We start from the raw sequence: 12,411 nt of genomic DNA on the forward strand, positions 1-12,411 counted from the left end.
GTCACACCAGACAGGCAGCAGCGTGAGTCAAGAGCCGTTCCGGCCGTTCCCGCCCGGCCCGGAGCACCTGGGCGCGCTCGCCGGCCGGCTGCGCGCGCTGCCCCCGTCCTGCGGCCCTGTCCGGCTGATCGCGGTGGACGGCCACGCCGGATCCGGCAAGAGCACCTTCGCGCGGCGCCTGGGCGCGGCGCTCGGCGGCGCGCCGGTCGTCCGCCTGGACGACATCGCGACGCACGATGAACTGTTCGACTGGACGGAGCGGTTCCGCGCCGAGGTCCTGGAACCGCTGTCCCGCGGGGAGAGCGCCCGGTACCGGGTGTACGACTGGGAGCGCAGGGAGTTCGCCGCGCGCCGGGAGCTGGCACCGGCGCACGCCGTCATCGTGGAGGGCGTCGGTGCGGGGCGCCGCGCCGTGCGCCCGTACCTGGCGTGCCTGTTGTGGATGGAACTGACGGCAGGTCACTCCTGGGAACGGGGGCGGCGGCGGGACGGACCGGAGCTCGCCGCGTTCTGGGATGACTGGATCCCGGCGGAGCGGGCCCATTTCGCGGCGGACCCCTCGCGTCCGCACGCCGGTCTGCTGGTACGGGCGTGCGCCGAGGGCTACGAGGTGCTCCCGGGGCCCGGTGAGGTGCCCGGTACCCCTTGAACCGTCACCGAACGTGACGAACCACGGGCGGTACGCAGATCGTCGCCCTACGCGTACCGCCGACTGCCTCAACTCGGCTTGACCTGGGGGGCGTACAGGACTTACGTTCTCAATGTGCGGTTCTGACGGACCGCCCGCAGACGCGAAGCCCCCGGTTGTTCCCCCGTGATCGGGGGCTTCGTTCTGTGCCGGGCGCTCTTCGCGCGCCGCGCACCGTCCGCCTCCTCACCCTATGTCACCGCCCCCTTCGCGCCGCGGAGCCTCGTCTTCCCCCGTACCGCCCTCTTCGGCCTGCACCGATACCGCAGGTACGATGCGAGTCTGTGCCACCGAAGGACGCAAACGAAGGGCCCGGGGGGACCGGCAACTGCCGCCCCGGGTAAGGCGGTTCGATCGAACACGCTGCGGCCTGGCACTCGCCCGGCGGCACACCACGGGGGACGTTTTGTGGGGGACGTGATGGATTTCGGCACGCAGGGCACACACGCCCCGGCCGAACTCGCCTGGCTTCGCGCGGTGGACGCCTACACAGTAGGCGCTTACCCGCAGGCCGAGGAGGAGTTCCGGGCCGCGGTGCGGATGGATCCGACGATGGCCGACGGCTGGCTCGGCCTGCACGCGCTGCGTGCGGACACCTCGGCCGCGCTGCTGCACATGCACCGGCACCGCGACCGTTTCGGGGAGCAGCGGGCCCGGCACCGACGCACACTCAATTCCTGGTACTGGCTCGGCTGGTGGGTGCAGCCGGTACTGGAGACCGGCCGCGACCTGCTGCTGGCGCACGCCTCGCACTGGCTCGACGGCCGCCATGTGGCCGAGCTGGACCAGGCGTTGGCGGGCTGCCCGCCGGTGGACACCGACCCGCAGGTGCGCTTCCTGCACGCCTGCCGCTCCTATCTCGTCAAGGACTGGGACCAGCTCGTACGGCACACCGAACCCCTGCTCGACGACCCGCTGCTCGGCATCGAGGCCGGGCTGTTCGGCGGCATGGCCCGGGTGCGCCAGGAGATGTACGGGCAGGCCGAGCCGCTGCTGTCGGCCGCCCTGATGCGCTGCCGCAGCGAGCAGCCGCAGCGCAAGGAGCTGCGGTACTGGCTCGCCCGCGCCCACGAGGGCACCGGCCGCAGCGCGGCCGCGCTGCCGCTGTACCGCTCGGTGCACCGGGTCGACCCGGCGTTCATGGACACCGCGGCGCGGCTCGCGGCCATAGCCGAGGGGGACGGCCTGGAGGAGGGCACCGACCTCGCGGCCGTCTCCGCCGGTTTCGGCCAGGAGGCGGGCGGGGATCTCGACCCGCTCTCCCCGCTCGATCCGGTGGACGGGCGGGAGCTGCTGGCCACGACCGAGCCGGAGGGCCCGGACGGTGACCTGGCGGGCGGTTCGCCGGGGGACGCCGGCCCGGCCGTACGGGAGAAGGCCGCGTCCGGCGGCCCGCGCGGGTCCGGTCAGCTGCCCGCCGGTCCGTCCGATCCGGTGCTGCTGGAGAAGGCGCTCGCCGAGCTGGAGCGGATGGTCGGGCTGGAGCCGGTGAAGCGTCAGGTCAGAGCGCTGTCGGCGCAGTTGCGCATGGCACGGTTGCGGGCCGGCCAGGGCCTTCCTGTGCAGCCGCCGAAACGACACTTCGTCTTCTCCGGGCCCTCCGGCACCGGCAAGACCACCGTGGCCCGGATACTCGGCCGGGTGTTCTACGCGCTCGGACTCCTCGGCGGTGACCACCTCGTCGAGGCGCAACGGGCCGACCTGGTCGGCGAGTTCCTGGGGCAGACCGCCGTGAAGGCGAACGAGCTGATCGACTCGGCGCTGGGCGGGGTGCTGTTCGTGGACGAGGCGTACAGCCTGTCGAACTCCGCGTACAGCAAGGGCGACGCATACGGCGACGAGGCCCTGCAGGTCCTGCTCAAACGGGCCGAGGACAACCGTGACCGGCTGGTCGTGATCCTCGCCGGCTACCCGGAGGGGATGGACCGCCTGCTGGCCGCCAACCCCGGCCTGTCCTCGCGCTTCACCTCACGCGTCGACTTCCCGAGCTACCGGCCGCTGGAGCTGACCGCCATCGGCGAGGTGCTGGCCGCCGAGAACGGCGACCACTGGGACGAGGAGTCGCTGGAGGAGCTGTGCAGCATCAGCGGCCACGTCGTCGACCAGGGCTGGATCGACGAACTCGGCAACGGCCGCTTCCTGCGCACCCTGTACGAGAAGAGCTGCGCCTACCGTGACCTGCGGCTTTCCACCTGGTCCGGCGCTCCGTCCCGGGACGACCTGGCGACCCTGCGGCTGCCGGACCTGATGCAGGCGTACGGCGAGGTCCTCTCCGGCCGCGGACCGGCCACCGGGCCGGGCCCGGAGGCACCGCCGCCGCTCTGACCGGCCGGGGCGCCCGGCCGAACGGGCGCCCCGGCCGCGCCCCGGCCGGCCTCCGCGAACAGCGGGAAGCGGCCAGCGGCCAGCGGCCGACAGTCGCCGTCCAGCGGTCGCCGTCCAGCAGTAGTAGGCGTCCAACTGCGCAAGCTACGCCGTTGAGCCGGGCGCCCCCGCAGACGGTACGAGCCCGCGGATCACCGCGGGCCCACACCGTCCGGCACCGGCGGATCACCCCGCCAGCGCCCGGTCCTCCCGGGCCGGTCCCGACGCGGTGCGCGGGCCGGCGAGCCGGTCGCCGGGCACCTCGGGGACGCGGGAGCCCGGCGGGCCGCCGAGCTGCGGTACGGACGGCAGGTCCTGCCGGTGCGCCGGGTCGCGCACCTCCCCCACCAGCTTCTCCAGCACGTCCTCCAGCGCGACCAGCCCCAGCACCCGCCCGGTCGCGTCCGCGACGGCGGCCAGGTGGGAGGCGGACCGGCGCATGGCGGTCAGGGCGTCGTCCAGGGGGAGTTCGGCGCGCAGCGTCGTCATCGGGTGCCAGATGTGCTGCGGCACCGCGCGTGCGTCGTCTTCCAGGTCCAGGACGTCCTTGACGTGCAGGTAGCCCATGTAGGCGCCGCCGGGCGCGGACACCGGGAAGCGGGAGTAGCCGGTCTTGACGGTCAGCTCCTCGACCTGGCGCGGGGTGACGGCCGGGTCGACCGTGACCAGCCCGGCCGGGTCCAGGAGGACGTCGGTGACCGGGCGGCTGCCCAGCTCCAGCGCGTCGGACAGGCGTTCCTGCTCGGCCGGGGCCAGCAGGCCCGCCTGCTTGGAGTCCTCGACGAGGTGGGTGAGCTGCTCGCTCGTGAAGACCGCCTCGACCTCGTCCTTCGGTTCGACGCGGAACAGCCGCAGGACGCCGCGCGCGCACGCGCCGAGCAGCGCGGTGACCGGGCGGCACAGCCGGGCGAAGGCGACCAGGCCGGGGCTGAACCACAGCGCGGTCTTCTCCGGCGCGGCCATCGCCAGGTTCTTCGGGACCATCTCGCCGATGACGAGGTGGAGGAAGACCACCACGGCCAGGGCTATGACGTAGCCGAGGGGGTGGATCAGCGGTTCGGGCAGGTGTGCCGCGTGGAAGAGGGGCTCCAGGAGGCGGGCGACGGTCGGTTCGGCGACCGCGCCGAGCGTCAGGGAGCAGACGGTGATGCCGAACTGGGCCGCCGCCATCATCTGCGGCAGGTTCTCCAGGCCGTGCAGCACCCTGCGGGCCCGTTTGGAGCCCGCGGTGGCCAGCGGTTCGATCTGGCTGCGGCGCACCGAGACGAGCGCGAACTCGGCGCCCACGAAGAAGCCGTTGACCAGGACCAGGAAGACGGCGAAGAGGAGTTGCAGAAAACTCACCGGGCCACCTCCGCCGGCATCGGGGCGGGCGCGGCGGCGCCCGCGGTCCGTATGATCCGGACCCGCTCGGCGCGGTGGTGGGACACCAGCCGCACCCGCAGCCGCCAGCCGTCCAGTTCGGCGGTGTCGCCGGGGGCGGGCACCCGTCCGAGTATCTGGGCCACCAGGCCCGCGACGGTCTCGTACGGGCCGTCGGGGGTGTCCAGTCCGATCCGCCGCAGGGTGTCCACCCGGCAGCCGCCGTCGGCGTCCCAGGCGGGCCGGCCGTCCTCGGGCGGTGCCTGGGCCAGCTCGGGCAGGTCGATCCGGTCGTGCTCGTCGCGGACCTCGCCGACGAGTTCCTCGACGATGTCCTCCAGGGTGACGACGCCGGCCGTGCCGCCGTACTCGTCGACCACGACGGCTATCGGCTGCTCGCTGCGCAGCCGCTCCAGCAGCGGCTGCACCGGCAGCGTCGCCGGGACCAGGAGCGGCGGTACGGCGATCCGCCCGGCGGGGGTGCGCAGCCGGTCGTTGACGGGCACCGCGAGGGCGTCCTTGAGGTGCACCATGCCCACCACCTCGTCGAGTCGGGTGTGGTAGACGGGGAAGCGGGACAGGCCGGTGGCACGGGTGAGGTTGAGGACGTCCTCGGCGGTCGCGGACGCCTGCAGGGCGCTGACCCGTACCCGCGGGGTCATCACGTTCTCGGCGGTCAGCCCGCCGAGGGAGAGGGTGCGCACGAACAGGTCGGCGGTGTCCTGCTCGATCACTCCGGCGCGGGCCGAGTGGTGGGCGAGCGAGACCAGTTCGCCGGGGGTGCGGGCGGAGGCCAGCTCGTCGGTCGGCTCCACGCCCAGGGCCCGTACGAGCCGGTTGGCGACGGTGTTCAGCAGGGAGATCACCGGGCGGAAAAACCGCGAGAAGGCGCCCTGCGGGCCCGCGACGAAGCGGGCGACCTGGAGCGGCTTGGAGACCGCCCAGTTCTTGGGCACCAGCTCGCCGAGGACCATCTGCACGGCGGAGGCCAGCAGCATCCCGATGACGACGGCGATGCCGGGTACGGCGCCGGCCGGCAGCCCGGTGGCGGTCAGCGGCGCGGACAGCAGGCGGGCGAGGGCGGGCTCGGCGAGCATGCCGACCACCAGGGAGGTGATGGTGATGCCGAGCTGGGTGCCGGAGAGCTGGAAGGAGAGTTCGCGCAGCGCGTCGACGACGGTGCGGGCGCGCCGGTCCCCTTCGGACGCGGCCCGTTCGGCCTCGGCCTTCTCCACGGTGACCAGGCCGAATTCGGCGGCGACGAAGAAGCCGTTGGCCAGGATCAGGACGAGTGCCGCCGCGAGCAGCAGCAGTGTGGCGGTCATGCCGCCGCCTCCGTGCAGGGGAATTCCCGCTGGCGCGGGGGTTCCGGTGGAGGGGCGGCGCAGGTACTACCGGACGATCCGTCCATTGCTGGAGGGAGTCACTCCTCAGGTGGCAGGGGCCCGCTGGCGGGGCGGGGCGCGGGGCGCGCCCTGGGCACCAGGGTAATCAGCAGGGCCGGGGTGCGGGCAGGGTCACCGGGCCGGCTGGTCTCCGGAGCCGTGGTTCTCGGCGAGCGCCCGCAGGGTGCGGGCGTCCCGGATGGCCTGGTTGCGCGCGATGCCGGGCTGGATGCCCATCGCGGGCAGGCTGGTGCCGTCGGCCAGGTCGAGGTGCACCCAGGCGTCGCCCTGGCGCAGGTTGACCCGCAGCACCTGGGCCCAGTCCAGTTCGCGCTTGGTGGTCAGGTTGACGACCGTGATGCCGTCCTCCCGGGCGACCACCTTGGGGCGGGCGAGCAGCAGGAGCACGGCGAGCACGATCAGTCCGGTGAACACGAAGCTGATCCGCTCGCCGCCGCCCAGCTTCGGCAGCAGGAAGGCGATCACCGTCAGGACGGCGAGCTGGGCGATGCCCACGCCGTACAGGACGGCTCGGGTGCGGCCCGGCCGGAAGGTCACCGGGAGGGCGGGCAGGGGCGCGGATGCGGGCGCGGACACGTCGCTGGGCTCTTTCGTACGGGCCGCCGGCACGGGCCGGCGGCGGGTGTGGCCGCCGCCCGTCGGCGGCGGCCGGGCCGCCGGGTCAGAGGCGGCAGGCGTGGATGCCGGTGGTCAGGATGGCGCGGGCGCCCAGTTCGTACAGCTCGTCCATGATGCGCTGGGCGTCCTTGGAGGGGACCATCGAGCGGACCGCGACCCAGCCCTCGTGGTGCAGCGGGGAGACGGTGGGCGACTCCAGGCCCGGGGTGAGGGCGACGGCCTTCTCGACGTGCTCCACGCGGATGTCGTAGTCCATCATCACGTAGCGCCGGGCCACCAGGACGCCCTGCATGCGGCGGAGGAACTGGCGGACCTTCGGGTCGTCCTCGGGGGCGCCCTTGCCGCGGATGACGACCGCCTCGGACTTCAGGATCGGCTCGCCGATGATCTCCAGCCCGGCGTTGCGCAGGGTGGTGCCGGTCTCCACGACATCGGCGATGATCTCGGCGACGCCGAGCTGGATGGCGGTCTCCACGGCGCCGTCCAGGTGGACGACGGAGGCGTTGACGCCGTGGTCGGCGAGGTGCTGGGTGACCAGTCCGGAGAAGGACGTGGCGACCGTCATGCCGCCGAAGTCGGTGACCTCCCGGGCGGTGCCCGGCCGGGTGGCGTAGCGGAAGGTCGAGCCGGCGAAGCCGAGCTGCATGATCTCCTCGGCCCGCGCGCCGGAGTCGAGCAGCAGGTCCCGGCCGGTGATGCCGATGTCCAGCTTGCCGGAGCCGACGTACACCGCGATGTCGCGCGGGCGCAGGAAGAAGAACTCGACCTCGTTCTCCGCGTCGACCAGGACCAGTTCCCTGCGGTCCTTGCGCTGGCGGTAGCCGGCCTCATGGAGCATCGCCGACGCAGGCTCGGACAGTGAACCCTTGTTCGGGACGGCGATGCGCAGCATGAGGGCGACTTCTTTCGTGCGAGGGGTGACGGAAAAGCGGTGCGGTGCGGTCGTGCGGGGGCCGGGCGACGGCTCAGAGATGGGCGTAGACGTCGTCGAGGGAGATGCCCTTGGCGACCATCATCACCTGAAGGTGGTAGAGGAGCTGGGAGATCTCCTCGGCGGCGGCCTCGTCGGACTCGTACTCCGCGGCCATCCAGACCTCGGCGGCCTCCTCGACGACCTTCTTGCCGATCGCATGGACGCCGGAGTGGACCAGCTCGGCGGTGCGGGAGGTGGCGGGGTCGCCGGAGGCGGCCTTCTGCTGGAGCTCGGTGAAGAGCTCCTCGAACGTCTTCTTGGACATGATGTGAACCACCCTACGCGGTCGCCGGTGCCCGCTCAGCGCCAGGGCTCGGCGACGGTGCGCAGCGTCGCGGCGGTGGCGACGGCCGCGGTCACCGCCTCGTGGCCCTTGTCCTCGGTGGAGCCGAAGATTCCGGCCCGGTCCAGGGCCTGTTCCTCGGTGTCGCAGGTCAGCACGCCGAATCCGATCGGTACGCCGGTGTCGACGCTGACCTGCGTCAGGCCCTGGGTGACGCCCTGGCACACGTAGTCGAAGTGCGGCGTGCCGCCGCGGATGACGACGCCGAGCGCCACGATCGCGTCGTAGCCGCGGCCCGCCAGGACCTTGGCGACCACCGGCAGCTCGAAGCTGCCGGGCACGCGCAGCAGCGTCGGCTCGTCGATGCCCAGCTCGGACAGGGCGCGCAGGGCGCCGTCCACGAGGCCGTCCATCACCTTCTCGTGCCACTGGGCGGCGATGACGGCCACCCGCAGGTCGCCACAGTTCTTCACGGACAGTTCGGGTGCGCCTTTGCCGCTCACTGTTCTCCTCGTGGTGCGGTGCTCGGATATGTACGTGGTGGGTCGGCCGGGGTCCGGCCGCGGTGCTACTGGTTGCCGCAGGCCGACGCGCGGTCCGCGTCGAGCCAGGGCAGGTCGTGCCCCATCCGGTCCCGCTTGGTGCGCAGGTACCGCAGGTTGTGTTCGCCGGCCTGTACGGGCATCGGCTCGCGGCCGGTGACCTTGAGGCCGTGCCGGACCAGCGCTTCGGTCTTCTCCGGGTTGTTGGTCATCAGCCGCAGCGACCGGACGCCGAGGTCGGCCAGCACCTGGGCGCCGGCGCCGTAGTCCCGGGCGTCGGCGGGCAGGCCCAGCTCCAGGTTGGCGTCGAGGGTGTCGCGGCCGCGCTCCTGGAGCTCGTACGCCCGCAGCTTGGACAGCAGTCCGATGCCGCGCCCTTCGTGGCCGCGCAGGTAGATGACCACGCCGCGCCCGGCCTCCGAGATCCGGCGCAGCGACTCCTCCAGCTGGGGGCCGCAATCGCAGCGCAGCGAGTGGAAGATGTCGCCGGTCAGGCACTCGGAGTGGACGCGTACGAGGACGTCCTCTCCGTCGCCGATCTCACCGGCGACCAGCGCGATGTGCTCGACGCCGTCGACGGTGGAGCGGTAGCCGTACGCGGTGTACTCGCCGTAGCGGGTGGGCAGCCGGGTCCGGGCCTCGCGCCGGACGGTGGGTTCGGCGCTCCGGCGGTAGGCGATCAGGTCCTCGATGGAGATGACGGACAGGCCGTGCTTGCGGGCGAAGGGGATCAGCTCGGGCAGCCGCAGCATCGTGCCGTCCTCGCCGGCGATCTCGACGATGGCGGCGGCGGGCCGCAGTCCGGCCAGCCGGGCGAGGTCCACGCCGGCCTCGGTGTGGCCGTTGCGGACGAGTACGCCGCCCTCGCGGGCCCGCAGCGGGAAGATGTGGCCGGGGCGTACGAAGTCTGCGGGTTCGGCCTCGCCGGAGGCGAGCAGGCGCAGGGTGGTGGCGCGGTCGGCGGCGGAGATGCCGGTGCTGACGCCGTGCGCCGCGGTGGCGTCGACGGAGACGGTGAACGCGGTGCGCATCGACTCGGTGTTGTGCTCGACCATCTGCGGCAGCGCGAGGCGGTCCAGGTCGGCGCCTTCCATGGGGGCGCAGATCAGGCCGCGGCACTCGCTCATCATGAAGGCGAGGATCTCCGGGGTGACCCGTTCGGCGGCGACGACGAGGTCGCCCTCGTTCTCGCGGTTCTCGTCGTCCACGACCACGACCGGACGGCCGGCGGCGATGTCGCCGATGGCCTGCTCGACGGGGTCCAGGGCCAGGACGGCGGCGTGCCCGCCGGTGCCCTCGGGGTCGTACCAGCTCTGCAGTGCGGTCATGCCGCCGCTCCTTCCAGGACGGGCTGCGGGTTGGTGCGGGAGCGCAGCCACCAGTCGCGCATACCCCACAGCACGAGGCCGAGGTAGACGACGTAGACGAGGCCGGAGAAGGCCAGGCCGCTGCTGAAGGCGAGGGGGACGCCCACGATGTCGACGAGCAGCCAGGCGAACCAGAACTCGACCAGGCCGCGGGCCTGGGCGACCATCGCCGCCAGGGTGCCGACGAAGATGTACGCGTCGGGCCAGGGGTTCCAGGACAGCTGCGGCAGCAGCGCGAACAGGGAGCCGACGGCGGCGGTGCCGACCGCCGTGCCGGCGATCAGGAGGCCGCGCTCCCGCCAGGTGGCGAAGCGCACGGCGATGGAGCCGTCCTGGGCCTGCTGCCGGCCGCGCTGCCACTGCCGCCAGCCCCACAGCGCCACGGCGATGACGAGCAGCTGCTTGCCGACGCCGCCGCTGAGGTGGGCGTAGGCGTACGCGGAGACGAGGATCAGGCCGGAGAGGAACTGCGCGGGCCAGGTCCAGATGGAGCGCCGCCAGCCGAAGGCGAGGGCGGCCAGGCCGACGCTGTTGCCGATCATGTCGGACCAGATGACCTGCTGGCCGAAGGCGGTGAACGCCGGGCCGTTCAGCCAGCCGAGGACGTTCACCGCAGGCTCTCTTCCACGGCCGCGGCGGCCGCCGCGGTGCCCCGGCCCTGTCCCAGCAGCCGTTCCACGTACTTCGCCAGCACGTCGACCTCCAGGTTGACCGGGTCGCCGGGCTGCTTGGTGCCGAGGGTGGTCAGGGCGAGGGTGGTGGGGATGAGGCTGACGGTGAAGTAGTCGTCGGCCGCGTCGACGACGGTGAGGCTGACGCCGTCGACGGTGATGGAGCCTTTCTCCACGACGTAGCGGGCGAGTCCGGCGGGCAGCGCGACCCGGACGATCTCCCAGTGCTCGCCGGGGGTACGCGACACGATCGTGCCGGTGCCGTCCACGTGCCCCTGGACGAGGTGGCCGCCGAGGCGTCCACCGAGGGCCATCGGGCGTTCGAGGTTGACGGGCGAGCCGGGGGCCAGCGCGCCCAGGCCGGAGCGGCCGAGCGTCTCCGCCATCACGTCGGCGGTGAAGGTGCCCCCGCCGGTCTCCACGACGGTCAGGCAGACGCCGTTGACGGCGATCGAGTCGCCGTGTCGTGCGTCCTCGGTGACGAGCGGGCCGCGCAGGGTGAACCGGGAGCTGTCCCCCAGGTTCTCGACGGCGGCGACCTCACCCAGTTCTTCGACGATTCCGGTGAACACGTCAGTTCTCCTCGGTCGGGGTGTGGCGGGCGGGGGTGGCGGTGATGCGCAGATCGGGGCCGAGCCGGACGGTGTCGGTCACATCGAGGCGCAACGCCTGGCCGATCGTGCCGATTCCGGCGTCGCCCAGGGCGGCGGGACCGGCGCCGAGCAGCACGGGCGCGAGATAGCCGACGACCTTGTCGACGGCGTGCGCCGCGAGGAAGCCACCGGCCAGCGTCGGGCCGCCCTCCAGGAGCACCGACCGGACGTCGCGCTCGTACAGGGCGTCGAGCAGGGCGGGCAGGTGCACCCCGGTGCCGCTCGCGGAGCGCGGCAGCCGGACGATCGGGGCGAGCCCTTCGAGATGGCGGGCGTCGGCGTCCTCGGCGACCGCGATCAGGGTGGGTGCGGTGCCGTCCAGCACCCGGGCGCCGGGCTTGACGACGGCGGCGCCGGTGTCGATCACGACCCGCATCGGCTGGCTGACCTCGTCGTCGGTCAGGCCCGCGAGCCGCGCGCCGAGGTGCGGGTCGTCGGCGCGGGCGGTGCCGGACCCGACGATCACCGCGTCGGCCTGGGCGCGCAGCCGGTGGACGTCGGCGCGGGACTCGGCCGAGGTGATCCAGCGGCTGGTGCCGTCGGCGGCGGCGATCCGGCCGTCGAGCGTGGCGGCGTACTTCCACAGCACGAAGGGGCGGCGGCGCAGTACGGCGGTCAGCCACGCCTCGTTGCCGGCGGCGGCCTCGTCGGCGAGCAGGCCGCCCTCGACCCGGACGCCGGCCGCGGCGAGGGTGGTGGAGCCGCCGGTGGCGGCGGGGTTCGGGTCCGCGACGGCGTAGTACACCCGGGCGACGCCCGCGTCGATGAGGGCCTGGGCGCAGGGGCCGGTGCGGCCGGTGTGGTTGCAGGGCTCCAGCGTGACGAAGGCGGTGCCGCCCCTGGCCCGCTCGCCCGCGGCGCGCAGCGCGTGGACCTCGGCGTGCGGACCGCCGGCCCGCTCGTGCCAGCCCTCTCCCACGACGTGTCCGTGCGCGTCCAGGACGACACAGCCGACGACGGGATTGGGGCTGGTGTGTCCGAGGCCGCGGGCGGCAAGCTGGATGGCTCGGCGCATCGCCGCGGTCTGCGCGGGGGCTGGGGTGGCCACCGGGTCCTCCTGCCGCTCAGGGCACGGACTCCGGGGCTGTCACGAGGACAGAAAAACGGGAACGGAACAACGGGGACACCGAGGCCGGAGAGGAGGACGCCGTCGTGAGAACGAGGACGCCCGCCGGCGGCGGTGTACCGCTGCTCGCCCGCCGCGCACTGCCTCCCATCCGGACTTTAACCGTCGGTGCAGGAATTCCACCTGCTCAACCGGCCGCTGGAGGCGGCCGGGTCGCGGACTATTACCGCCGGTTCGGACTTTCACCGACCCCGGAGTGCGCTGCGTATGTCAATTCAGTACGGCTTCAGTCTGCCACGTCTGATCGTCGGCCATGCGGGCGGCGAGCTGTGGAGTGGCTCACAGGACACGGCGCGGGCGGTCGCACCCGGCGCCGGCCCTCCCGTTCCGTCGGCGACGGGCCCGCGCGGCCCGCTCG

12 protein-coding genes and 1 riboswitch are annotated in these 12,411 nt (G+C 73.1%); of the genes, 2 read left to right on the top strand and 10 right to left on the bottom strand.

The window, feature by feature from the left end; translation table 11 throughout:
• The first annotated feature begins 22 nt into the window (after positions 1-22).
• Together A6A06_RS35840 and A6A06_RS35845 are read left to right on the top strand one after the other, a co-directional pair.
• Complete coding sequence (locus tag A6A06_RS35840) at positions 23-649, top strand: uridine kinase family protein (RefSeq protein ID WP_073767604.1); 627 nt, start codon at positions 23-25, stop codon at positions 647-649.
• A gap of 459 nt (positions 650-1,108) precedes the next feature.
• Positions 1,109-3,013, top strand: coding sequence for an AAA family ATPase (locus A6A06_RS35845; protein WP_073767606.1), 1,905 nt, complete (start codon positions 1,109-1,111; stop codon positions 3,011-3,013).
• A 225-nt stretch (positions 3,014-3,238) separates the two neighbouring features.
• Here the strand turns inward: A6A06_RS35845 and A6A06_RS35850 are convergent, their stop codons facing one another.
• From A6A06_RS35850 to ribD, 10 genes are all read right to left on the bottom strand, one after another.
• On the bottom strand, positions 3,239-4,396 hold the full coding sequence (locus A6A06_RS35850) for a hemolysin family protein (protein ID WP_073767608.1): 1,158 nt from the start codon (positions 4,394-4,396) through the stop codon (positions 3,239-3,241).
• Entirely contained in the window at positions 4,393-5,739 is a 1,347-nt protein-coding gene (locus A6A06_RS35855; protein ID WP_073767610.1) for a hemolysin family protein, read from the bottom strand. The genes A6A06_RS35850 and A6A06_RS35855 overlap by 4 nt, the downstream gene beginning before the upstream one ends.
• Positions 5,740-5,931: 192 nt before the next feature.
• A complete protein-coding gene (locus tag A6A06_RS35860) occupies positions 5,932-6,396 on the bottom strand; it encodes a PH domain-containing protein (protein WP_073767612.1) in 465 nt (154 codons plus the stop codon).
• Positions 6,397-6,481: 85 nt separating this feature from the next.
• Positions 6,482-7,330, bottom strand: a complete 849-nt coding sequence (gene hisG / locus A6A06_RS35865; protein ID WP_073767614.1) for an ATP phosphoribosyltransferase — start codon at positions 7,328-7,330, stop codon at positions 6,482-6,484.
• 73 nt (positions 7,331-7,403) lie between these two features.
• Complete coding sequence (locus A6A06_RS35870; protein ID WP_073767615.1) at positions 7,404-7,676, bottom strand: phosphoribosyl-ATP diphosphatase; 273 nt, start codon at positions 7,674-7,676, stop codon at positions 7,404-7,406.
• Between the two features lie 35 nt (positions 7,677-7,711).
• The gene (gene ribH / locus A6A06_RS35875) at positions 7,712-8,197 is read right to left on the bottom strand and encodes a 6,7-dimethyl-8-ribityllumazine synthase (protein ID WP_003986918.1); all 486 of its coding nucleotides are present in this window, start codon (positions 8,195-8,197) and stop codon (positions 7,712-7,714) included.
• 65 nt (positions 8,198-8,262) lie between these two features.
• The gene (locus A6A06_RS35880) at positions 8,263-9,564 is read right to left on the bottom strand and encodes a bifunctional 3,4-dihydroxy-2-butanone-4-phosphate synthase/GTP cyclohydrolase II (RefSeq protein WP_073767617.1); all 1,302 of its coding nucleotides are present in this window, start codon (positions 9,562-9,564) and stop codon (positions 8,263-8,265) included.
• On the bottom strand, positions 9,561-10,214 hold the full coding sequence (locus A6A06_RS35885; protein ID WP_073767618.1) for a nicotinamide mononucleotide transporter family protein: 654 nt from the start codon (positions 10,212-10,214) through the stop codon (positions 9,561-9,563). Before A6A06_RS35885 ends, A6A06_RS35880 begins: the two co-directional genes overlap by 4 nt.
• Complete coding sequence (locus A6A06_RS35890) at positions 10,211-10,846, bottom strand: riboflavin synthase (protein WP_073767620.1); 636 nt, start codon at positions 10,844-10,846, stop codon at positions 10,211-10,213. Before A6A06_RS35890 ends, A6A06_RS35885 begins: the two co-directional genes overlap by 4 nt.
• Position 10,847: 1 nt before the next feature.
• Positions 10,848-11,975, bottom strand: a complete 1,128-nt coding sequence (gene ribD, locus A6A06_RS35895) for a bifunctional diaminohydroxyphosphoribosylaminopyrimidine deaminase/5-amino-6-(5-phosphoribosylamino)uracil reductase RibD (RefSeq protein ID WP_242441126.1) — start codon at positions 11,973-11,975, stop codon at positions 10,848-10,850.
• A gap of 151 nt (positions 11,976-12,126) precedes the next feature.
• A riboswitch (FMN riboswitch) is annotated at positions 12,127-12,257 on the bottom strand.
• Between the last annotated feature and the right edge of the window lie 154 nt (positions 12,258-12,411).

It is taken from the genome of Streptomyces sp. CB02923, from assembly GCF_001905005.1.
In the GTDB taxonomy this organism is placed as follows: Bacteria; Actinomycetota; Actinomycetes; order Streptomycetales; family Streptomycetaceae; genus Streptomyces.